Origin of the sequence: Bacillus sp. FSL L8-0199 (assembly GCF_038005705.1) — a bacterium.
Taxonomy (GTDB): Bacteria; Bacillota; Bacilli; order Bacillales; family Bacillaceae_G; genus Bacillus_A; species Bacillus_A cereus.
The window spans coordinates 1,686,223-1,710,697 of sequence record NZ_JBBOTS010000001.1 but is presented as its reverse complement, the minus strand read 5'-3'; the positions used below and the strand labels follow the sequence as shown (position 1 = coordinate 1,710,697).

The window sequence follows — 24,475 nt, the reverse complement described above, 5'->3', positions numbered from 1 at the left end:
TAATTAAATAATAGACTTTTATACATAAGGAGATAAGACTATGGCAAAAAACAAATTACTACGAATGGACAATGTCAGCATCGTTGTAGAATCCCTTGATAACGCAATCTCTTTCTTTGAGGAGATTGGCTTGAATCTCGAAGGTCGAGCCAATGTCGAAGGTGAATGGGCTGGTCGCGTAACTGGACTCGGTTCTCAGTGCGTAGAGATCGCTATGATGGCCACTCCAGATGGCCACAGCCGAATTGAACTTTCGCGATTTCTCACCCCTCCTACTATAGCAGATCACCGAACAGCTCCTGTAAACGCCCTCGGTTATCTACGCGTCATGTTCACCGTTGAAGACATTGACGAAATGGTATCGAGACTCACTAAGCATGGTGCAGAGCTCGTTGGCGAAGTAGTTCAGTACGAGAACTCGTATCGTCTCTGCTACATTCGTGGAGTCGAAGGAATTTTAATCGGTTTAGCGGAAGAACTCGGTAATAAATAAGTAATGTTTTATAAAAAAAGAGGGAATAGCTCTATATTTAAGCTATTCCCTCACTTCTATTAAAACAGATGAATGTTTTCTTTTTTACAAGCTGCACGTAAATCGTCAGGCCATACAGAAGATTGAACTTCACCGATATGAGCTTTACGTAAGAAGTACATGCACATTCTTGATTGTCCAATGCCACCGCCGATTGTTAATGGTAGTACGTCTTCTAGTATACCTTTATGGAAATCATACTCACGTTTGAAGTCTTCACCAGTTTTCGTTAACTGCTCATCAAGTGATTTACTATCAACACGAATTCCCATTGATGATAATTCAAATGAAGATTGTAGTACTGGGTGCCAGAATAAAATGTCACCGTTTAATTTCCAATCGTCATAATCAGCTGCGCGTCCGTCGTGCTTTTCACCTGAACGAAGTGCATCACCAATTCCGATAATGAAGACTGCACCATGTTCTTTCGCAATTGCATGTTCACGATCTTTCGGTGTTAATTCTGGATATTTATCTTCTAATTCTTGAGAAGTAACGAAAACAATTTCTTCCGGTAAATACTTTCCAAGGAACGGATATTTTTCAAATAAGTGATCTTCTAAATCTTTGAATATTCCATAAATTGTTTGTACTGTTTTTTGTAAGTAATCGACAGTACGCCATTCTTTTTGAACGATTTTTTCCCAATCCCATTGGTCAACGTAAATGGAATGCGTTGCATCAAGTTCTTCATCACGACGAATCGCGTTCATGTTTGTATATAAACCTTCACCAGCTTCATATCCATATTCATGTAATGCAAATCGTTTCCATTTCGCTAGTGAATGAACAATTTCTAATTCTTCTCCTGAATGTAACATATCAAATTCAATTGGACGTTCTACACCGTTTAGGTGATCGTTTAATCCTGATTTTTTCGTTACGAATAATGGTGCAGATACGCGGAATAGTTCAAGGCGTTTTGCTAATTGGTCCTCGAAAAATGTTTTAACTTCCTTAATTGCAATTTGAGTCTCTCTTACTGTCATTAATGATTGATACATGGTGGTTTCCTCCTAAAATGTTTGGATGTTGTGAAAAGAAGCCAACAAAAAAAGCCCTTCTTTCCCAAAAAACTGGGACGAAAGGCTTTGGTTCCGCGGTACCACCCAAATTAGCAACAGAGGTTGCTCACTTATACAATACGGAGATGAAATATCTCGATACTGTTCTTCTTGTAACGGCGAAGTTCCCGGCTAAGTCTACTTTCCTATAAAGGATTTCGGTTAGCAACTCCAGGAGGTTCTTCATAATAGGCTTCGTATCAGGCTCACACCACCCCTGACTCGCTTAAACTACGTCCTACTACTACTCGTCCTTTCATAGTCGTTTTGTTGTCACATCTCTGAAACATTTTATTAATGATTATTCTATACAAAAAATAAAGAAAGTCAACAAAAAGTTTTAAAATATTTTTCAATTCTTTATTTTACGGCTTTATTGATTGTTGTTAATTTAACATCTTTACTTTTTCTGCCTCGTCAATCCAAAAAATGTTTCACTGACCGAAACTAACGTATACACAATAATTAATGTGATCGTTCGGAATATAGAATCCGCAGTATTTCTTATTATTTTCATTTTCTTTATAATTCCTTTCAGTTTACTTCCAATTTCATGATATACTATAGCATTCAAGCAGTTTATTTTTACTTAAAGCAATCATAGTCATTTATAAAGAGTATTTTCTAAATCATTGACTATTATCAAATAAGATTTTTATATAACGGAGTGATCATATGAGTAAAACGAAAGCAAAACCGAAAAAAGGTGTAGGACAAGGTACAGGAAGTAAAGGATGGAACCGTTGGCAATCAAGTGCAAAGAAAAAGGCAGCTGCCAAACCATACAAAAGTAAAGGTACAAAGAAGTAATTTAAATAACATTTGATTTCTTTACTTTGTACAAAACAAAATATAATTATTACAACAAAAAAGCTATGCCCTCATAAATTTGAAGGCATAGCTTTTTTATATTAAATCATTAAAATATCTCGAATTTCTTCCTCTGTGATTGAGGACAATTTCCCTTCTCCCGGCTCAATCACTTCAGCAATTAAATTTTTCTTACTTTCTTGCAGTTCATGCATTTTCTCCTCAATTGTTCCGTGGGCTACTAGCTTTATAACTTGCACTGTATTTTTTTGTCCCATTCGATACGCTCTATCGGCCGCTTGTTGTTCAACAGCTGGATTCCACCATAAATCGTATAATATTACTGTATCTGCACCAGTTAAATTAAGTCCGGTACCACCAGCTTTTAAAGAAATGAGAAATAGATCTCCTTCTCCTTCGTTAAACCGATCGCACAGCTCTACACGTTCCTGCGCTGGTGTACTTCCGTCTAAATAAAAGTATGGAATTGCTTGTCGATTTAACTCACGACCAATAATGGAAAGCATCTTCGTAAATTGAGAAAAAATTAATATTCTCTTCCCTGTACTTCTACATTCCTCTAAAATCTCTAACAGTTGTTCAAATTTAGCTGAACTTCCTTTGTAATCATCAACAAATAAAGCAGGATGACAACAAATTTGTCGCAATCTCGTTAAACCAGCTAAAATTCTAATTTTATTTTTACGTAACGTATCTTTGTCTAAATGCTTTAACGTTTCTTCCCTTAGCTTCGCTAAATAAGCAGCATAGAGACTCTTTTGATCGGGTAATAACTCCGATGATTGTAAATGCTCTATTTTCTCTGGCAACTCATTTAATACGTCCCCTTTTAATCGTCTTAATACGAATGGTTTCACTCGCTTCGCTATATCTTCACGCCTTAAATCACCGAACTCTTTTCTTCCTGGTAATAATTCTGGGAAGACGACATGGAAGATAGACCATAGCTCTTCTAATGAATTTTCTACAGGTGTACCCGTTAGCCCAAAACGGTATTCAGCTTGAATTGTTTTCACAGCTCTTGCCGTTTGCGTTGTAGGGTTTTTAAACGCCTGCGCTTCATCAAGGAATAGTGTATGAAATGGTCTTGCATACAATCTTATATCTCTTCTCAGTAATGGATATGACGTAATTACGACATCAAATTCCGTTATATCTTTCAAAATTTTCCGGCGCTCTGCTTGGTTTCCATCTGCAATAACTGCTCTAATATGCGGGGCGAATTTTTTCAATTCACTAAACCAATTATAAACAAGAGATGATGGTGAAACGACTAATATAGGTAGTTTCTTTTCTCGAATCTCAGGCAAAACAGAATCTATAAAAGCAATGCTTTGCAACGTTTTTCCAAGTCCCATATCATCTGCTAAAATACCGCCAAAACGGTAATGAGCAAGTGTTTTCATCCATTCGAACCCATATACTTGATACTTTCTCATTTCTGCATTTAAAGTATTTGGCACAGCAAACTTTAATTTTTTCGGGTTTTGAATGTTTTCTACTAACTCTTGAACAGAATCATCTAAACTTAAAACATTGCCTTCATGAAGTCCGTTCATCCATTTTACACTCCGAATAAGTGGAACATTTACCTCTTCTCCATGTAAAAATTCTTTCCGAATACCTGATTCTTTTATAAACTGATTAATTTCATTAAACTCTTTACTCTCTAGCGATAAAAACGAACCATTCGCCAATCGATAATATTTACGTTTCTCTTCAAGGGCCGCTAATACACCTTTAATTTCTGCTTCTGGTATTCCTTTTATATCAAAACGAAATGACAACCAATCAATTCTTTCTTTTCTTCTCACTCTAATAAGAGGAACTGCATCCCCTTTACTAATTCGCAATTTGATTGCTGTCGTCGCATAAATATCAACTAAACCTTTTAATGTTGGCACGACGTGATATAAAAAATTATACTCAGCTTCTTCATTATGCATAAAGTAACCGCCTTCTGTTTTTGCAAAAGCACTTTCACTCATAATGTCTAAAATCTCTTTTTCCTTTTTCTCATCACGATTAAAAACAGACGGCTGTCCATCCTCTTCTAGCGGATTAATCATGACGTTCCCATAGTGAAATTCAAGACCTGCTAATAAGCGATTTTTCACGCGGTCTAAATACAATTTCGCTTTTAGCGAAGGTGTTTCAACACGATCCGATATTACTTCATCAATGTGTACAGTTCCGAGCTTCATTAATCCTGGTACAACTTTCGTGACGAAATGTTCCATCTTACTTTCTGGAATATAAAACTGATTACTATTTGAGCGACTCATCATCTTTTGTAATTCAATAAGTCGCATACAATCTTCAATGTGTAAGTGATATAATTTCCCATCGTAAAGTGCATTGTTATACATATCCATAACTTGTACACGATTTAAACCATCTATATGAAGTGTAAATCCGCCATTATTTCCCTTCGTAAATTCAAAGTGTAACGGCAACAACCCTTTTGAAACTTGTAATCTCTGAAACAGTTGTTCATTTTGTTTCAGCTGTACATATTCAACTTTAGAAAGCGAAAAGAGCATATCTTTCCATGAAGCTGGTGGTATAAATATCATACTTTCATCTTGTTTCGCATGTACTTCTAGCGTATCTTCATACATTTTTTCGTTATGATACATTTTAATGAGCTGCTGAATAATTGCATCCGTTTCTTGTTTAAAACTATGTACATCTGGTGTATATGTAAATTCATTTGAACAATGAAAAGACTCTCTTTTCTCCACCTTAGAAAGAAATTCTCTAATATGATTTATGACATACACTTTGGCAAGTTTCAATTGAATTCCAAGAAGAGCCCCACCACTTCTCGTAGCAACTGGTGTACATATAAACTCAATATCTAATATTTCACGTGTATCAAAACGGTGTTGTTTACTTTTTGGCCTCAGTGGTTTATCTGCAAACAGCTGAAACATACCACTTGTCAATTGATCATTTCTGCTACTAGTGGAGCTCATTCCACCTGTTTGTTGATTATAGTTTATTTGTATTAATACTGCTGCAACATGTTGACAGTACGTTTGAAAAGACGCTAATGAAGGACAACTACATTTTGCAACAACATCACCCTTTTTGGCTTTTGCTACTGTAACATGGAAATCCTCGTTCCCTTTTACTGTCGCCTCACAAATTTCTTTATTTTCATCGTACTGATCTATTATCACTTTATTTGATTTATAATAGGCTTCACCTCTTTTATATGAGGTCTCTCCGCACACTTCTTTAATAATCGATTTATTCAATGTGAAACTCATTGCTTTGACACTTCCTTAATATAAAACCATTTTCTCTTACTTAACATTTTACATGCTCCACGAGAAAATATAAAATGTTGATTTAACAAAAGAAGATGCTTATTTATAAGCATCTTCTTCACTCTATCTCCATCAACCTCTTCGCCTCAAAATACAACACTTGAATAAACTTTTTCGTATTAATTCGCGTATGACCAGAAGATGCGAGTTCATCTTTCGTCATTTCTGTCATCCGTTTTCTAACTACGGTAAAATCGAAAAATTTTGGAGCATAGCTTTCAAATTTTGGATTTGAAAAGTCTGTTAATCCTAAAGAAGCCAAATGATTTAACGACTGATAAATAGCTCGACGTACTCTTTGTTCAGAAGCTTTTTTCTCTTTATCAATATCCGCCTCTAAAGCTAAATCCCCTAATTTTCTTATCGTAATATGATGGAAAATTTCTTTTAACGCAGGAAAGCCAAACTCAAATGTCTGTGCCTTTTCTTGACCATATAAATATTCCAGCATACTAAGTAAATCTTTACTTCCATTCTCTCCCGCAATACCGAGTTCTGATAGTAAAAAGCGCCCTAAATCCCCTATCTTTTTTCCTTCTTGCACTGGTTCAGTACGCAATTGCGGTTTTTCCCACTGAAACACGTTATTCAATGATTTTTGAATATCGTGTATAGAACGCTCCAATCTAATACGCTCCATCACTTTGCGTACAACAGATACAACTTCGATTTTATTTAATGGTTTTGTAATATAATATTCTACACCAAGTGTATATGCCTCACCTATAAGCTGCTTCGATTCCACTTGAGAAATCATAATGATTTTCCCCGTGAAAGTTGACGCAATGTGACGAACTGTTTCAATTCCGTCCCTCATCGGCATCAACAAATCAATAAATAAAATATCTACTTTTTTAAAATTTAGTTGATCCGCCTCAATAAAAGCTCCGTCATCCGCCTCACCAATTACTTCTCCAAGATCTCCATCTTCAATAATTTGCGAAAGCATCGAACGGAAAACTTCATCATCGTCTACGATATAATAAAACAAATCTATTCCCCTTCCCGCTTTAAACTACCCTCTGGTAAACAAACGATAAACTTACATCCTCTTTTATTTTCTCGGCCTTCTAATCTCACTTCTCCGCCTAGCTCTGTTACCATTTCATTTATGTAAGAAAGCCCAATACCAGTTGACGGTGTTCCCGTTTGATCATACTTGGAAGTAAACCCTGGCTTAAATACTAATTTCTTATACTTTTGTGCAATACCAGGTCCATCGTCAATTACTTCAAAAAATATATGTTGATCTCTTTTATATAGCTTAATAATAACGACACCTTTATCTTCAATTGCTTCAACTGCATTTGCAGCGAGGTTATTAAAAATTGATAGAACTGTATACACGTGGTATGCAGCATGCTCACCTTCTATATGTTTAGAAAAACGTATATCCTTTTCTAGCATTTCAGCATACTTCTCGTTTATTCTAACAATCATTTCTGCTAACTCATGTCCTTCTACATATTCAGCCACATTTTTATCTAATAACAGTTTAGATAATCCTGCAAATATCCTTTGATTATCCTTTTTTATTTCATGCACTTCCCCCGCTATTTTCAATGCTGTTTTACTACTTGAATCAGCGCTTACTTGTAAATTTCGATATAGTTGATATGCTTCTTGTGTAATTAACTCCGCATTTTGTAACGTCTTTTTCAAATGAACAGATTCCACATATAAATTAGAAAGATGCATTAACATATTTTCATTTTCTTTTCGAACTTGCGATTCTTTTAATTTCGTTTCATATAAATTCATCATATTTAAAAAACCAAGTGCAAAGAAACTACGAAAAATAGCAATAATGATGAGTTTATTTACTTCAGAAATCGTTATTGTTGTACCTAGTACTAACATATGATAAAACGCAAGTTCTGACATACTTGCAACAATTTCAATTGAAATTCCAAGGCATCCAATAATGATTGGTTTCTGATGGAACTTATTTACCCTGCAAAGCGAAAAAAAACTGCCATAAATAAAATAATAGAAGAACACAGGATAACGCAAATAAAATGATTCTGTCATATGAAATGAACCTTGCATGATCCAGTCAAGACATACTCGGAATAAGACTACAGATATACCAACAAGAATACCTGCAACTCCTGCTGGTACTCTTCTTAAAAATAATAATAAAAAGAAGAATAGCGGTGTACCGAAGCTAACTCGAAACGTATCATTAAAGGGATGAAAGTTCAGCTCCCCAGCAATCGGAACAACGACCATTAATATAATTAAAAGGGACATATCTTTCTTCCATAATTGATTCCAATTCAAAGGTGACACTTCCTATACTTTTTTTCAGTAGTAAAAGCGAAAGCCCGCTTATTGTTATAAACGGGCTTTTTTTCTATATTCTAACCTTTTCTACCGCTTTTATTTGGCGATACTCTGGCTTCCACATTGCTTCTTTCACTGCCATCTTGATATCGTTATCACTTAAGTTCACTCTTGCAACACCTTCTGCAACTGCAACTTTAGCTACTTCAATTGCAACCATTTCTGAGATATTACGTAATTCTTCGACCTCTGGTAAAATAGGTGCTCCTGGCTGACTTGTATCTACCATACTTGCAACTGCTTCAGCAGCTGCTGCGAACATTCCATCCGTCATGACACTTGCTCGTACTACAATTGTTCCAAGACCAAGACCTGGGAAAATAAGTGCATTATTTGATTGTCCAATCACATACGTTACACCGTTATATGTAACTGGTTCAAATGGACTTCCTGTTGCAACTAACGCTCTTCCTTCTGTCCACTCGATTAAATCTGCTGGTTTTGCTTCAGCAAGTGGCGTCGGATTCGACATTGGTAAAATAATTGGTCTTTCTACGTGAGAAGCCATTTCTTTAATAATCTCTTCTTTAAATGCACCTGCAACAGTAGATGTACCAATTAAAATTGTCGGTTTTACATGTTTCACAACTTCAGCAAGTCCGATCACATCATTTTGCTTCCACTCACTTACTTCTGCTTCTTTTCTTGCGTACGGAATTTGGAAATCAAGAAGATCTTCCATATTATCTGTAACTAACCCGTTACGATCAATACACCAGAAACGCTTATATGATTCTTCTTCAGATACGCCTACGCGGACCATCGCATCTCTAACTTGATCTGCGATACCGATTCCAGCCGTACCAGCACCAAATACAACAACGCGGTGTTCACTTAGCGGTACACCAGAAGCTTTCACTGCCGATAATACTGCCGCAAGTGAAACTGCACCTGTACCTTGAATATCATCATTAAACGTACAAACATCATGACGATATTTATCTAAAATTTTTCGTGCATTACGAGAGCTAAAGTCTTCCCAATGTAAAAGTGCTTTCGGGAATTGTTTGTTTACCGCTTGTACAAACGTATCAATAAATTCATCGTAAGCTTCACCTGTTATACGAGGGTGACGATTTCCAATATAAAATGGATTGTTTAATAGCTCCTCACGGTTTGTACCTACATCTAAAATTACCGGTAATACACGACTAGGATCGATTCCAACTGCAGCAGTGTAAACAGCTAATTTTCCGATTGCGATGTTAATACCACCAACGCCCCAGTCACCAATTCCTAATATGCCTTCTCCATCTGTTACAACGACTAAATCAATGTTCTCAGCTGTTGCACCGATATTCGTGAATGCTTCTTCGATACCTGATGGATCGTTAATTGATAAATAAACACCACGTGGTTTACGATATTCATGACTATATCTTTGAATTGCTACACCGACAGTTGGTGTATATACAATCGGTAACATTTCACGTAAATGATCTGTTAATATACGATAAAATAATACTTCATTTCGATCATGTAACGCAGTTAAGTATACATTCTTTAATAAATCATCCGGCTGAGAACTAAATTGTTCGTATGCTCGGCGTGCCTGTTCTTCTAACGTTAAAACCGCTGGCGGTAATAACCCTTTTAAACCTAACTCTTCTCTTTCATTTTGTGTGAAAGCTACCCCTTTATTTAAAAGTGGTGTTGATAATACTTCTGCTCCTCTTAATGTTGTTTCTAATGCACCATTAGAAGCTACTGTAAACTTGCTCATAACATCCCTACCTCTATTCATATATAGCATTTCTATATTGTAAACAAAAAAGAGGGGATTGTCCCCCTCTTCTTTTAATTTTTCTTTAAAAGAGTTGCTCCTGCAATCCCTGGGTGTGTCATTTCGAATGGATCTAGAATTAACTCTAAGTCTTCTTGTGACAATACACCATTTTTCACACAAAGTTCTCGAACGGATTGGCCTGTTGCAATTGCTTCTTTCGCAACGCGAGCTGCTGCTTCATAACCGATATGAGGGTTCACGGCTGTAATAATTCCTACACTTTTCTCAACATACTCTTTTAAGCGATCTTCATTCGCTTCAATTCCTTTTAAGCAATTATCTGTAAAGGCACGGAAACCGTTATTCATAATGCTAATCGATTGAAGTAAGTTGAAAACAAGTACTGGTTCCATAACGTTTAATTCTAACTGTCCTGCTTCTGAAGCAAGGCAAATTGTATGGTCATTACCAATTACTTGGAACGCAATTTGATTAATTACTTCTGGCATAACAGGGTTTACTTTCCCTGGCATAATAGATGAACCTGGTTGACGAGCAGGCAGCATAATTTCCGCTAAGCCAACCCGTGGACCTGATGCCATTAAGCGAAGGTCATTCGCGATTTTAGACATATTCATCATACATACTTTAAGTGCTGCAGATACTTCAGTATAAGCATCTGTATTTTGCGTCGCATCTACTAAATCTTCTGCACCGACAAGTGGCAGTTCACTAATTGCAGCTAAATGTTTTACAACTGCTTCAATATATTCTGGATCTGCATTTAAGCCTGTACCAACTGCAGTTGCTCCCATGTTCACTTCATATAAGTGTTGACGTGATTGCTGAATGCGTTTCATATCACGTTCAAGTACACGAGAGTACGCTTTAAATTCTTGTCCAAGGCGAATTGGCACAGCGTCTTGTAAGTGTGTACGTCCCATTTTAATCACATGATCGAACTGTTCTGCTTTTAATTCAAATACATCATGCATATAACCCATCGTTTGTAATAAGCCTTCTAATGCATTTAACGTTGCGATATGAATCGCCGTTGGGAATGCATCATTTGTTGATTGGGCCATATTTACATGACTATTTGGACTAATATAATGATAGTCTCCCTTTTCCATTCCTAATAATTCAAGAGCACGATTGGCAATGACTTCATTTGCATTCATGTTCATTGAAGTACCCGCTCCGCCTTGGATTGGATCTACGATGAAATGATCATGCCATTTTCCATCAAGAATTTCTTGAGCAGCTTCTGCGATCGCACCGCCCTTGTTTAATTCCAATCTTCCTACATCTGTATTCGCAAGCGCTGCAGCTTTTTTTACAACTGCGAACGCTTTAATTAAACCTTCATGGATTTTGTATCCTGTAATTGGGAAGTTTTCAACTGCACGCATTGTTTGTACGCCGTAGTATGCATAGTTTGGTACTTCTTTTTCACCTAAAAAATCTTTTTCAATTCGAACACCATTTTTAACTTCAGTTAATGTTGCCATGATTATTCACTCCTTAACGATTTCTTATGCTGCTTTTGTTTCTTTGACTGTTTCTACATATTGTTTTGCTTTCTCATTATCGAATTCGCCTTCCCACTTCGACATAACAATGGCCGCTAATGCATTTCCTAATACATTGACAGATGAGCGAATCATATCTAAAATGCGGTCAATTCCCGCAATTAATGCGATACCTTCTAGTGGTAACCCCATTGAACCTAACGTTGCTAATACAACAACGAACGATGCACCTGGAACTCCCGCCATACCTTTGGATGTTAACATGAGAACGAATAATAACGTTATTTGCTCCGTTAGTGACATGTGCACACCGTACATTTGTGCAACAAACAATGCCGCTAACGCTTGATAAATAGCCGATCCAGTCAAGTTAAATGTATAACCTGTCGGAATTACGAAAGAGGCAACTGCCTTTGGACAACCGAACTCTTCCATTTTTCTCATTATATTAGGTAAAACAGCTTCTGAACTTGCTGTCGTAAATGAAAGAATCAATTCTTCTTTTAAAATTTTTATTAATGTAAAAATGTTTACTCCAACCATTCGTGCATTAATACCTAATACAATCACAACGAATAGTATAACAGTTACGTATACAGCTAGCACTAGTTTTCCTAGCGGAAGTAGTGTTGCTACACCAAATTTTGCAACCGTAACGGCAATTAATGCGAATACACCAAATGGTGCAAATTTCATAACTTGATTTGTAACCCAAAACATGGCTTCGAGTACGCCTTCAAAAAAGTTAAAGACAGGCTTTCCTTTTTCCCCAATTGCCGCAACTCCTAAGCCGAATAATACTGAGAAGAATATAATCGGTAATAGGTCACCTTGTGCAATCGATTCAAATACGTTTTTCGGTACAATGTGAACAATTGTCTCAGCAAAACCTTTCTTCTCTGTTGCATCTGCAGTTTGTTTATAAGAAGAAATATCACTTTGCTGTAAATTACTCATATCAACACCAGTACCTGGTTGGAATATATTCGCTGCAAGTAATCCCATTAAAATAGCAATCGTCGTAATAATTTCGAAATAAAGAATTGTCTTACCACCCAGTTTCCCAAGCTTCTTCATATCTCCTACACCAGCTACTGCAACAATTAATGCTGAAATAACAATTGGTACTACAATCATCTTAATTAAGTGAATAAATATATCCCCAATTGGTGTGATATAAGAAATCGCCGTTTTATTGCCATAAAAGACTGCCCCTACTACAATCCCTAAAACAAGCGCGACAAAAATTTGTGTTGCCAATCCGAATTTTTTCATTTATGTTCATCCCCTTCATGCGAACGCTTTCAATTTGAATTTATAAAAGCTACTCACACATCTTATAAGCGAACCTACAAAATCATACAAAAACCTACAAGTTCGTCACAAAAAATTCAAATATTTTTCTTCTTTTTTTCATTGACACCATTTTGTTAAAAAACGATAAAATAAACTTGATAAGTAATCAGATTGTTTCGTATAATCAAAAAGATATATACTTAAAACAAATCAAAATGAAAAGGAGTGGATGTTATGAAAAACTATACAAAGCAATTCGTCCTATCTTCTTCTTTTCTTTTTCATTTTCTTAAAAGGGAACAAAGGCATTCGCCTTTGTTCCTTTTTTATTGCGATCTATATAGGGGGAATTGTTATGAGACCATATAAACGTGTCTTAATTAAATTAAGCGGCGGTGCACTTGCCGATCAAACTGGAAATAGCTTTAACTCCAAACGATTAGAACATATCGCAAACGAAATTTTATCCATTGTTGATTTAGGTATCGAAGTATCCATCGTCATCGGTGGCGGTAACATTTTTAGGGGGCATCTAGCTGAAGAATGGGGAATCGATCGCGTAGAAGCTGATAATATCGGTACGTTAGGTACAATCATTAACAGCTTAATGCTTCGCGGTGTTTTAACAAGTAAAACAAATAGAGAAGTACGCGTTATGACTTCCATTCCATTTAATGCAGTAGCTGAACCATACATTCGCTTGCGTGCAGTCCACCATTTAGATAACGGCTATATCGTTATCTTTGGAGGCGGAAACGGGCAACCGTTCGTGACGACAGATTATCCAAGCGTACAAAGAGCTATTGAAATGAATAGCGATGCCATATTAGTCGCAAAACAGGGTGTCGATGGCGTTTTTACAAGTGATCCGAAGCATAACAAATCAGCAAAAATGTACAGCAAACTAAACTATAATGATGTCGTTAGACAAAATATACAAGTCATGGATCAAGCGGCATTACTGCTTGCCCGGGACTACAATTTACCAACGCATGTCTTTAACTTTGATGAGCCTGGAGTCATGAAAAAAATATGTTTAGGTGAACATGTGGGGACGTTGATTAATGATGATGTTACGATGCTGGTGCATGAAAAATAATGATTTCCCACCAAAAAGGGTGCCTTTTGTAGGCACCCTTTCCTAATCCATCATCACAAATAGAACTCAACCAATCCCGCCACTTTCTCCTTACAACGCTCCCAAAAAGATAACTTCTCAAAAAACTCTTTCGTCATTTCTTTCGAATCATGAAAATCCTCTGTTAACGCCTTATTAACTTGTCCTACAATAGGACCGCCATAAATATAAAAATTCATTTCATCATTTATATTGAAGCTACGCGAAGTAAAGTTTGTTGTACCAATAACAGTTAATTCATTATCAATAAGCATTAATTTGCCATGGAACATTCCTTTTTTATACCCATATACAGTAATCCCATTATTAACAGCTTGACGTATGTATGGATACGCCGCTTCTTTTATAAGAGGTAGATCTGGTTTATATGACCAAAGTATTTTTACTGTAACACCACGCTTTTGTGCTGCGATTAAAGCATTCATGGATTCTTTATTTTTTGCTATAAAATACGGCGTTGCAATTACAATGGAGTGCTGAGCTTGTTTTATGAGCTCTATATATTTTTCAGCAACGTAATGCCCATTGTAACTAGTCATAGTATGTAATGTATTCCCTTTACTAGCTTTATTCGTACTCCTCTTTATCTCTTCTTTCGTATCTCGTTTCCAATCTAAAGCAAACTGCTCTTCTAAATCTTTTGCTCCTTCTCCTTTAAGCCGTACATGATAATCACGCCAATATCCAAATCGCTTATCTTTCCCTAAGTACTCATCTCCTATATTAAATCCGCCTGTATAGCCAATATCCCCATCAATCGTCGTAATACGGCGATGATTACGATGGTGAAGTGAATAAAATCCGAATGGCAATGCAGGTTTTCTACTATATGTAAAATGCACACCACTTTCCCGCAATTCATTTATCATCTTTCTTTCAAATGATAAATCATTAATGCGATCAACTGATAAATAGACGTTTACTCCTTCTTTTGCCTTCTCTTTTAATAAGTTTAAAAAAGTATGACTACTTTTATCATCCGACAAAATGAAGAAATAAGTGTAGATGGAGCTTTTGGCTTCTCTTATATCAGTAAATAATTGTTTATAAAAAGACTTCCCTTCTACATATAATTGAAAGTCACTATAATGAGGCGCATACTCTGTCGGCATGTTTTTTCCAGCTTCCATTTTCCTACCTAAGGTAACATCGATATGCATACAAATTACAATAAAAACGAAAATAGCAATAATAATAGAAGTAACTCTTAATATTTTTTTAATCATTTTGGTTTCCTTCCAATCATATTCCTTACTATTTCGTAGTGTTTCATTTAAATATGTTTTCATACGAAATGTATTTCTTATTTTTATTGATACTAAACAGTTAAAGGAGATACGAATATGAGAAAAGGAAAAACTCCTATTGTTTTTATCCCAGGTCTTTTCGGTTCAATGAGCAATATTATTATTCCCGGCACTGGTAATTGGAGTTTTGGACTTTCTGCATTTGTTTACGAACCATTCATCATGATGCTAGAAAGTATGGGGTACGAACGAAATAAAGACTTGTTCATCTGTTTTTATGACTGGCGGCAGCGTATTGTTTTTTCTACACAAAAATATTTATTACAAACGATTGCTTATGCTAAAAAGATTACAGGTTGCGATAAACTAAATTTAATTTGTCATAGTATGGGCGGCCTTCTTGGACGTTCTTACGTTCAAAGTGACGAATATAAAAATGATGTGAATCAACTTATAATACTCTGCACACCAAACGCTGGATCTCCACCAAATTATAGTTATTGGACTGGAGGCAGTCTCCCTATCCATGCCTCTTCTAAAATAAATATCGTTCATTTTTATATGGAACAATATATTTGTTACTTAAGCATCTTACATAAAATGAATAAAGTTGAGGCGATACACATTTACTTTCCAGGATTACAAGATGTTATTCCTTGTAAAGATTACGGAAATTATTTATTTATAAAATCCAACTCTTCTATTACATTTCTTCCTTATAGTAAGATGGAAACGAAAAACCCTTTCCTCGATACATTAAATAAAAATAGATTTATTATACAAAAAAGAAATATTGAAACGACACTCATTGCCGGAGATGGAGAGGAAACAACTCAATATTTACAAGTCGTCCCTTCACATTCCAAACTGAAATGGACAGACGGCAAAGTCGTCAGTGATTTACTTACAAAACATGGTGACGGTAACGCTGTTCTACATAGCGTTTTTCTTCTAAAGGGACATAAATATGTTTTGCATGCTTCACATAACGAAGTGCTCTACAAAAGCATTCCTATACTACAAAAGATACTCTAAATTTCAAACAAAAAAGGTATGGCATTAAGCCACACCTTTTCACATTAAACAAAATTTCTCGCATCATTATTTCTTCCAAACTTATAAATAGCAATTAAGAAGAATGCAATTGCGAAAGCTAATAAAATTAAAATGTTTAAATACAACTCCGAGAATGGTATTCCCTGCTGTAGTTTTGATATCGTATCTAACAACCAGCGCTGCGGAAGAAAATTAGCTACTTTTTGTACTGCACTTGGCATAATGTCATATGGGAAATAACATCCAGCAAGTAAGCATGTTGGTACAATGATCATATTTTGCATCGCATTTGCCGATGCTGAGTTTTTCGAAAAAGCTACAAGGACTAATGATATTCCAATTGCGATTAATGCAAATAGCATTAGTACGCCCATCATCACTATGAAAGGCATATTGATATTCGTATGAAAAACATTCGTTAGGAATAGGATTGTAATCAAAATTTGTACTGTTAGTATTATCATATTTACTCCGACATTAGATAATATAAACTTCTTCCCATCTATCGGCGTTGATAATAGTCTAAAGTACGTTCTATTCTCTTTTTCTTTTAAAATATGACCTGATAAGTTCGCTGCTGAAAACAGCATAAACATAATAAGGTAACCCATCGTTTGATTTGTCATATCTTTATTTTTCGAAGTATCTTCTAGCGTCTCAGTTTTCATTTTAAATGAACCTTTTTGATACCCTGCGTACATATTATCAAACGCACTTTGATCTGTTCCTGCCACTTTACTAATAGCTGCTATATTATCAATATAATTATATAAATATGATTTTATAAATCCTGTTACTTGATCACCTTTAATCGATGAAATTTCAATATGCTCTGGTTTCCCTTCTCGAACACTTTTTGAAAAACCAGAATCTAATGTAATAACTCCATCAAGTTTTTTGGAAGTGAGTTTATCTTCTATTTGAGACTCCTTAACCTTACTCACATTCACATGATTTAATCCTTCTAAAAACTTTATCGTATCATTTGCTATCGGCTCATTTTCTTTATTTACAATCCCGATATTTAACGTTCCTTGCCCTGCATTTCCGTATATCGAGAAGGAAATGAGCGTCCCTATTATCGGCAAACTAATAATAATGAATAACCCTTTTTTATTTTTCAAAAGTACAGATAACGTTTTTTGTATGAGCCATAAAATATCCTTCATACTATAGCCCCTCCCGTCTACGTAATGCAATAATTGCAATTAATAAAAAGAGTGCTGATATTCCAAGGTTTAAAGAAATGACTGGTAGTGCTGCCCCTACATCATTTGCATAAATAATTTTCATAACAGCTGTATTTGCCCAAGTTAATGGCGATAAATTCGTAACGAAATTTTCTTCTACTACGAAATATGCACCTCCAAAAATAGAAGCTAATTGCACAACAACCATAATAATTGCCCTAGACGCTTCAGCTGTTTTCGTGATATATCCGATTCCTAAACCGAAGCTAATTGCTAGAAAGACTTGTGTTAATAAAATAAGAAATATGATTCCAAGATGGTCGCCCCAATTCGCTTGAAAAACAAATTTACTAAATAACATGACGAGTAATATGCACAGGGCATTTGCTACTAGGCTACCAAGTACTTTTCCAATGAATATTTCAGCTTTACTTATAGGTGCAGCAATGAGACGATCTCCTGTTTTACGTATTCGTTCTCCTCGAATTAAAGAACTCGCTCCCATCGCAGCATATAGTGCAATCATCGTTGTCATTACAACCGCATAGTAATCCATAGAACCTGGTTTTTTCGCAGCTTGTAAGGATGTTTCTTTTATATAATCATTATGATTTCCGTTTGAAATAACTGTGCTCACCTTAGTAGGATCTACTTTTGCAACTTCGACCGCTACATTGTACTTATCAACAAATGTTGTAAGCATTCCTTCCACAATACTCCCCTCAATACTACTTTTGTCACTTCCGTAAAATTTTGCACCATCTTTATTTAACTCTACATAAGCAGCATATTTATTTTTCTTCACTTCTTCTTTCCCATCTATACTGCCGGAAGCTTTTTTAAAATGAATACCTGATTTATCCACTTCTTTCGTAAATGCTGCAAATGATTGAGAAAACGTGCTACTCGCTTCATCTTTATATAGCACTTGTATATCTTTAATCGAATGACTATCACTATTAAATGCGTTGGTTAACGCTGTTCCTAACACAAGCATAAGTACAATCGGAAATGCTAACATAAAAACTAAAGTTCTTACGTCTCTGAAATCTCTTTTAATATGCATAATTGCAATATTGAAGATGTTCAATTGATGAACCTCCCTTTACCTTTTCTTCATTTACCTTTTATTTATCTCGTAAGTTTCTTCCGGTTAACGTAAGAAATACTGTTTCTAAGTTTGGAGCCTGCTCCTCTAATGAACGAATTTCAATGTCATGATTAATGAAATGCTGAATAATTTGATTTAAATTATTTAATCCTGCATCCGAGTTTACCTTGATTACGTTCTCTTCAATTTGAACAGCTTTCACACCGTTTATCTCTTTTAACTTTTCTACATCTAAATTTTCTACTGACTTCACTTCAATCCAAATATCTTTCGTATCTGTAATAATCGCTTTTAACTGTTCTTTCGTACCTTCTGCAATCACTTTACCGTGGTCGACAATTGCGATTTTCGTACAAATCTCTTCTACTTCTTCCATGTAGTGGCTCGTGTAAATAATCGTACTTCCCATTTCATTTAATTTACGTACTGACTGCAAAATGTAGTTTCTTGACTGTGGATCAATTCCAACTGTCGGCTCATCCATAATAATTAACTTCGGTCTATGAGCAATTGCACAAGCGATATTCAGTCTTCGTTTCATCCCGCCAGAAAAGTTTTTCGGATAACTTTTATGTTTATCGCTAAGTCCTACAAATTGAAGAGCTTCCTCTACCCTAGCTTTTAATTCGGCTCCTCGTAATCCGTACAACCCAGCAAAGAATTTCACATTTTCATAGGCAGTTAACTCTTCATAAATCGCAATATCTTGCGGAACAATACCAATATTCATCTTTGCAAATCGATTATGTTTCTTTATATTTTTTCCTAGTATGCTAATTTCACCTTCATTACTTCTTAACAAGCCAGCAATCATATTTATCGTTGTACTCTTACCAGCACCATTTGATCCTAAAAAGCCAAATATTTCTCCTTCTTTAATAGATAAAGACATATTATCAACTGCGATGAAATCACCAAATTTTTTCGTTAAATTTTTAATTTCTAATGTATTCATCATTTTCACCCCTATTTCGGTTTCTCTGCTTTTAGTATAAACAAAAAGAATGAACCTGCTCAGTGCAGAAGTTCATTCTTTTCACATGAGAATATTCACTTTTTTCATATGAGATGGTTCATCTTCGTCCCATTCTCTTATATCGGCAACAACATCGTCACTGAAAAGCCACTTGTTCCATCTACAATAATTTTTCCGTTTACTGAAGCTGTTCGCTCCTCCATCCCCATAATACCGAGACCTTTTTTAACAAGAGCTGCCCCTTTTCCGTTATCCTTCACTTGCACCTTAACCATCTTGTTAAGCACATGAATATCTATAGAAATAACTGTAGCATCAGCATATTTCATTGCATTTGTTAGTGCTTCTGTAACATTCTCACCGATAATTTTCCACTGAATGGGAGAAATCATATCTAAGTTCCCTTTATATACAAAAGGAATATTCACATCATTCTTACCGGCAAATTCCTCTATGAATAATTTCATACGATGAATACCAATTTGCTCAGTTGGTGGCTTCATATTTTTCAATGTAATGCGAATACTTTCAATTCCATCTTTTGAAATGTGAATTGCATTTTGTAATAACTCCGCAGATTTTTCTTTATCTATTTCCATTAACCTTTTTGCTGCTTCCATTTGAATAAGCGCACCCGTCATCGAGTGACCAATTTTATCATGAATTTCTTGCGATAACCGATTTCTCTCTTCTAGCTTAAATGTGTATTCAGATTGTCTTATGTACTCTTTATTTTCATGTAAGCTTTTCGTAAGTCGTTGCATATCTTTTCGCATCTTATCATTTTGCGATTCAAGCTTTACTACACGCGATATATATCGATCTGCAATAGTTAAAACGAGAAAAGAAAATGCAACAATTAATCCATAAGTCATTCGAATACTTTCATCTGCAATCGTAATTGGGAGCATCATAACGACAAAGCGTGGCCAATTCTTTTCTATGTAATAGAATGTAATTTCGTATAAGTTCAAAGGTAAAAACAAAATAAAAAATGGATGAACCCTCCATGTAAATAACATAACTACGCCAATGGATATACAGATTAATATTTTTTTATACGTATCTTTTTTAAATATAGAAATCATTACGTTTACAGAAAGGTAAATAAGTAAAGTAAATATAACCCACGGTAAATTTGCTACATTTGCGTAAATATAACTGAACACAATATATAAAAAGACAATTAATTTACTTACAGTTAACCAAAATTCCATATCATTAATCTACTTTCCCTGTTAAGTAATAAATCGCAATTTGTGTGCGATGTTCAAGTCCAGTTTTCCCTAAAACTGATGTAATATAATTTGCAATTGTTCCCTCAGATATAAAAAGCTGTTTCGAAATTTCTTTATTTGAGAAACCTTTTGCAATTAATGCGATAATACTAAGCTCCCTTTCTGTGAAAAGGCTCTTATCAATTTTACATTCTTCCTCTTTACTTTCCATTAAATTAGACTTAATTTTATCGAGGACAACATCTTGCATAACAGTTTGACCGTTATATACTCCTTTTATCGCATCACGAATACGCTCCGGATCGTTATTTTTTAATAAATAACCTTTCGCTCCGTTTTTTACTGCATCCAAAATATACTCATCATCATCAAACGTCGTTAAAATAAGCGGTTTTGTTTTCGTCTCTTCACAAATGAACTTCGTCGCCTCTACACCGTTCATATTTGGCATACGAACATCTAAAAGAGCAATATCAACTTCATGCTTTTTACAATACGCTACAGCATCTTCCCCATCATTTACAGTATCTACTACTTCAAACTCTTCGTATGTATTTAAAATAATTTTCATGCCCTCTCTAATAAAAGAGTTATCATCTGCTATTAATATTTTAATTTTCATGTTTGTTAGTATGAACCTTTCCCTACTAACATTCACATCCTTTCTCCGTATAACATTTCCTACTTGCTCATTATATACTTCTCTTTACCATTTTTTCACACCTTTTTTCATCTAGCTCTCCCGCAAAAAATATATTATTCTTTTTTTACAAAATGTGTAGGGTGACTTATCATTCTTTACGTCTATATAATAGAATGCGTCAAAAAGGAGGGAGAGACCGATTGAGGAAAAACAATTAATTGAAAAAGCACAGCAAGGAAGCGAGCATGCTTTTCGTATCCTTGTACAAACATATCGTCATTATATTTTTCAAGTTATCTTTTCTATTTTAAGACATGAAGAAGATGCGAAAGATGTTACACAAGAAGTATTCGTAAAAATTCACACCTCTCTCCCAAATTATCAATTTCGCGGATTAAAAACGTGGATGGCACGTATTGCCACCAATCACGCTATTGATTATAAGAGAAAGAAAGCTAGAGAAAGTGAAGAACTCTCCTTATGTAAAGAAGCTGAGGAAAATATACAGTCCTCTCATAATATTGAGGCTTTATTATTGACGAAAGAGCAAAAATTACTCATTGCTCAAAAACTGAGAGAACTTCCCGAAAATTACCGTGACGTCGTTCTCGCACATTACTTAGAAGAAAAGAGCTATCAAGAAATTGCTTTACAGGAAAACATCGAAGTAAAAACAGTCGAAATGAAACTGTATCGAGCACGAAAATGGATTAAAAAACATTGGAAGGAGGAAGAGTTTCTATGATGCATTATTCAAAAGAAGATTGGCGCAATTATACATTAGATTTTATAGAAAGCAATGAACGTGAATCTATGGAAGAACATCTTTATGAATGTGATCATTGTTTAGCACTTTATATGGAAAGTATTGATGAACAACATGAAAACCTTCCAATGATAAATGATGATTCATTTACGAACGAAGTTATGACGCAAATTAATTTTGAAACACTACAGTCTAATGAAAATATAAAAACAACCTCACTAAAGCGCACGATCATTCATTACATAATTGCGACTGCGGCTACAATTATTTTTATGGTAAGTGGTTTATTTCAGTATATTTTTACAGCGACATCAAATTTAGAGAAATCTTCAAAACATAACGAGTCTTCTATTTCACAACAAATTGTAAACAAATCGGTAGACACATCGAAAAAGGACGGAGGTTCAAAGCATGAATAAAAATCCCTTTTTAGCACTTGTATTAGGGCTAATTCCTGGGCTTGGACATTTATACTTAAAAAAGCTAGGACGGTTTATTTTATATAGCGGAGGATCACTATTTCTATTCTCCTTTGCAGTATTTTGTACCATAGTAGTAAGAGAACGTGATATTGCTTTTCTTTCTCTATTTTTACTAGCTGTTCTATGGGTAATTAACTTACTAGATTTAGTTATCACCATTATAAACCAAACGAAAAAGCAAGAAGCTGGAGAAGTGATAAATTCCTCTAAAGAGAGCGAACGATTTTATATCATTCTCTTATCCATCATCCCTGGACTTGGCCATTTCCAATTAGGACTTATGCAACGCGGACTTACATTTTTAGTAGCTTGCACAGGAATCGGAAGTATGATCATTTTCGTTGCACTTTTAACATCGCAAGAAAGTTTTCTTATCTTCCTTATTACGTTACCTGTTTTATGGATTTATAATTTCTTTGACGTTGTTCAGCAACTACAGAAAAAAGAACGTGGCGAGCAATTAATTGACCGTACTATTTTCGAAGATTTTGAAGAGCACCGCGAGCAGGGAAAGAAAAGTAAAACATTTGCTTCTATTTTAGCGATGTTCCCTGGAGCAGGTCATATGTATTTAGGCTTACAACGCCGTGGTCTTCAGCTTATGGCAGCCTTCTTACTATCTATTTATTTACTCGACTTATTAAGACTTTCTGCGTTTTTATTTTTAGTACCAATCATTTGGTTCTATAGCTTTTTTGATGCGTTACAGCAAACAGCAAAATACGGAAAAGAACGAGTTCAAGACGAACCCATTATCGATTATTTTATAAATCATCAAAGATGGATCGGTATCGGATTAATTACACTCGGTGGTTATTATTTATTAAATCAAACAGTCCTTCCTATTTTGAATGATTATTTTGTAACTATATTTAATATTCATCTTAGTGAACTATATTATCGCTATTTCCAAACATCTATCGTTGCGCTCCTTTTAATTGGCGGCGGCTTTAAATTGTTACTTGGAAATAAAGAAAACAAAGGTGGGACAAGCGAATGAGGACTTGGCGTGTTGGAACATTCTCAATGGGGCTTTCTATTATATCGTTAGGATGCTTTTTACTATTTTCAGTCGTAAAAGGAATTCAAGTATTAGATACACTAACTGCATGGTGGCCAGTTTTACTCATCATACTTGGAGCCGAAGTTTTACTATACCTTCTATTTTCTAAGAAGGAACAATCATTTATTAAATATGATATTTTTAGTATTTTCTTTATCGGCGTTTTAGGAAGCGTCGGAATTGCTTTCTACTGTTTATTATCAACTGGATTACTAGAAGAAGTTCGTCACTCTATTAACACAACGAGGCAAACGAGTAATATTCCAGACGGACAATTTGATATACCTGAATCTATCAAAAAAATCGTAGTAGATGCAGGACATCAACCTCTAACGATAGAGGGAAATAATACAAATCAAATTCATCTTTTGGGAACTTATGAAATGACAACGAAAGCAAATGAAAAACTCAATTTAAAACGAGATGATTTCCTTTCAGTTCAAACGGCTGGAGAAACGATGTATATCACTTTAAAATCATTACCTGTTCAGCATACGTTATTTAATTCAGCACCACAGGTGAAACCAACGCTTGTTCTTCCGCAAAATAAAAATGTGGAAATCCGTGCTTCAAATAACGAACTATCTCTTTATCCAGGTCAATTACAAAATAATTGGTTTGTACAGGAAAGCTCAAGAGTGTCTGTCCATCTTGCAAAAGAAAGTGATGTATCTTTAACAGCAGTAACGAATCAAAAAGAAACACATGGAAGTACACCTTGGGAACAAGTAGAAGATTTAACGAAAAACGAAAATACTTCTTCAGAAGAACATCCAGAATTAAACAACCAAGAACATTGGTATAAAAATTCGATTAAAACTGGAAATGGGACGTACAAGTTAAATATTGAGAAAACTTATAATTTGAATATGAGCGTTATCGAAAAATGAGAAAAACCTTCCG

At 35.1% G+C, this 24,475-nt stretch carries 21 protein-coding genes and 1 other annotated feature; of the genes, 8 read left to right on the top strand and 13 right to left on the bottom strand.

Going from position 1 to position 24,475, the window contains the following annotated elements; genetic code table 11:
• Window positions 1-40 precede the first annotated feature (40 nt).
• On the top strand, window positions 41-493 hold the full coding sequence (locus NST86_RS08970; protein ID WP_001107256.1) for a VOC family protein: 453 nt from the start codon (window positions 41-43) through the stop codon (window positions 491-493).
• Window positions 494-552: 59 nt separating this feature from the next.
• Here the strand turns inward: NST86_RS08970 and asnA are convergent, their stop codons facing one another.
• Window positions 553-1,536 carry an aspartate--ammonia ligase gene (asnA, locus tag NST86_RS08965; protein WP_000284914.1) on the bottom strand — a complete coding sequence of 328 codons (984 nt, stop codon included), beginning with the start codon at window positions 1,534-1,536 and terminating at the stop codon, window positions 553-555.
• Window positions 1,537-1,606: 70 nt separating this feature from the next.
• Window positions 1,607-1,865 (bottom strand) — a binding site (T-box leader).
• A 406-nt stretch (window positions 1,866-2,271) separates the two neighbouring features.
• Here asnA and NST86_RS08960 point away from each other — a divergent pair.
• Window positions 2,272-2,406 carry a DUF3934 domain-containing protein gene (locus tag NST86_RS08960; RefSeq protein ID WP_000047588.1) on the top strand — a complete coding sequence of 45 codons (135 nt, stop codon included), beginning with the start codon at window positions 2,272-2,274 and terminating at the stop codon, window positions 2,404-2,406.
• Between the two features lie 101 nt (window positions 2,407-2,507).
• Here the strand turns inward: NST86_RS08960 and NST86_RS08955 are convergent, their stop codons facing one another.
• The 6 genes from NST86_RS08955 to NST86_RS08930 all read right to left on the bottom strand — a co-directional run bounded on the left by NST86_RS08955 (window position 2,508) and on the right by NST86_RS08930 (window position 12,641).
• Window positions 2,508-5,702: a DEAD/DEAH box helicase gene (locus tag NST86_RS08955; RefSeq protein ID WP_086424380.1), complete on the bottom strand. Its 3,195-nt coding sequence runs from the start codon at window positions 5,700-5,702 to the stop codon at window positions 2,508-2,510.
• 118 nt (window positions 5,703-5,820) lie between these two features.
• Entirely contained in the window at window positions 5,821-6,753 is a 933-nt protein-coding gene (locus tag NST86_RS08950) for a response regulator (protein WP_000500302.1), read from the bottom strand.
• A 2-nt stretch (window positions 6,754-6,755) separates the two neighbouring features.
• Window positions 6,756-8,054, bottom strand: coding sequence for a sensor histidine kinase (locus tag NST86_RS08945; protein ID WP_002195356.1), 1,299 nt, complete (start codon window positions 8,052-8,054; stop codon window positions 6,756-6,758).
• A gap of 64 nt (window positions 8,055-8,118) precedes the next feature.
• Window positions 8,119-9,831: an oxaloacetate-decarboxylating malate dehydrogenase gene (gene malS, locus NST86_RS08940; protein ID WP_016117558.1), complete on the bottom strand. Its 1,713-nt coding sequence runs from the start codon at window positions 9,829-9,831 to the stop codon at window positions 8,119-8,121.
• A gap of 74 nt (window positions 9,832-9,905) precedes the next feature.
• Complete coding sequence (aspA, locus tag NST86_RS08935; protein ID WP_000224190.1) at window positions 9,906-11,345, bottom strand: aspartate ammonia-lyase; 1,440 nt, start codon at window positions 11,343-11,345, stop codon at window positions 9,906-9,908.
• A 24-nt stretch (window positions 11,346-11,369) separates the two neighbouring features.
• Window positions 11,370-12,641, bottom strand: coding sequence for a cation:dicarboxylate symporter family transporter (locus NST86_RS08930; RefSeq protein ID WP_000713291.1), 1,272 nt, complete (start codon window positions 12,639-12,641; stop codon window positions 11,370-11,372).
• Between the two features lie 376 nt (window positions 12,642-13,017).
• On the opposite strand from NST86_RS08930, the gene pyrH reads away from it, so the two are divergent.
• Window positions 13,018-13,761: a UMP kinase gene (gene pyrH / locus NST86_RS08925; protein WP_001248061.1), complete on the top strand. Its 744-nt coding sequence runs from the start codon at window positions 13,018-13,020 to the stop codon at window positions 13,759-13,761.
• Window positions 13,762-13,814: 53 nt separating this feature from the next.
• Here pyrH and cls read toward each other — a convergent pair whose 3' ends face one another.
• Entirely contained in the window at window positions 13,815-15,026 is a 1,212-nt protein-coding gene (gene cls, locus NST86_RS08920; protein ID WP_000591931.1) for a cardiolipin synthase, read from the bottom strand.
• Between the two features lie 117 nt (window positions 15,027-15,143).
• Here cls and NST86_RS08915 point away from each other — a divergent pair, with 117 nt between their 5' ends.
• Window positions 15,144-16,082 carry an esterase/lipase family protein gene (locus NST86_RS08915; RefSeq protein ID WP_016117556.1) on the top strand — a complete coding sequence of 313 codons (939 nt, stop codon included), beginning with the start codon at window positions 15,144-15,146 and terminating at the stop codon, window positions 16,080-16,082.
• Window positions 16,083-16,126: 44 nt separating this feature from the next.
• Here the strand turns inward: NST86_RS08915 and NST86_RS08910 are convergent, their stop codons facing one another.
• The 5 genes from NST86_RS08910 to NST86_RS08890 form a co-directional block, all read right to left on the bottom strand.
• A complete protein-coding gene (locus NST86_RS08910; protein WP_063264000.1) occupies window positions 16,127-17,272 on the bottom strand; it encodes an ABC transporter permease in 1,146 nt (381 codons plus the stop codon).
• Window position 17,273: 1 nt separating this feature from the next.
• Entirely contained in the window at window positions 17,274-18,383 is a 1,110-nt protein-coding gene (locus tag NST86_RS08905) for an ABC transporter permease (protein WP_001020152.1), read from the bottom strand.
• Between the two features lie 37 nt (window positions 18,384-18,420).
• A complete protein-coding gene (locus tag NST86_RS08900; RefSeq protein WP_001093811.1) occupies window positions 18,421-19,359 on the bottom strand; it encodes an ABC transporter ATP-binding protein in 939 nt (312 codons plus the stop codon).
• A 137-nt stretch (window positions 19,360-19,496) separates the two neighbouring features.
• A complete protein-coding gene (locus NST86_RS08895; protein ID WP_016117554.1) occupies window positions 19,497-20,597 on the bottom strand; it encodes a sensor histidine kinase in 1,101 nt (366 codons plus the stop codon).
• 4 nt (window positions 20,598-20,601) lie between these two features.
• On the bottom strand, window positions 20,602-21,240 hold the full coding sequence (locus NST86_RS08890; protein WP_050569649.1) for a response regulator transcription factor: 639 nt from the start codon (window positions 21,238-21,240) through the stop codon (window positions 20,602-20,604).
• 220 nt (window positions 21,241-21,460) lie between these two features.
• Here NST86_RS08890 and NST86_RS08885 point away from each other — a divergent pair, with 220 nt between their 5' ends.
• From NST86_RS08885 to exsE, 4 genes are read left to right on the top strand one after another with little or no spacing between them, the layout of a single operon-like run.
• Complete coding sequence (locus NST86_RS08885) at window positions 21,461-22,006, top strand: RNA polymerase sigma factor (RefSeq protein WP_306461541.1); 546 nt, start codon at window positions 21,461-21,463, stop codon at window positions 22,004-22,006.
• The gene (locus tag NST86_RS08880; protein WP_000972351.1) at window positions 22,003-22,446 is read left to right on the top strand and encodes a hypothetical protein; all 444 of its coding nucleotides are present in this window, start codon (window positions 22,003-22,005) and stop codon (window positions 22,444-22,446) included. The genes NST86_RS08885 and NST86_RS08880 overlap by 4 nt, the downstream gene beginning before the upstream one ends.
• A complete protein-coding gene (locus NST86_RS08875; protein ID WP_001039124.1) occupies window positions 22,439-23,509 on the top strand; it encodes a hypothetical protein in 1,071 nt (356 codons plus the stop codon). The genes NST86_RS08880 and NST86_RS08875 overlap by 8 nt, the downstream gene beginning before the upstream one ends.
• Window positions 23,506-24,462: an exosporium protein ExsE gene (exsE, locus tag NST86_RS08870; protein ID WP_086392037.1), complete on the top strand. Its 957-nt coding sequence runs from the start codon at window positions 23,506-23,508 to the stop codon at window positions 24,460-24,462. Before NST86_RS08875 ends, exsE begins: the two co-directional genes overlap by 4 nt.
• Window positions 24,463-24,475: the final 13 nt, after the last annotated feature.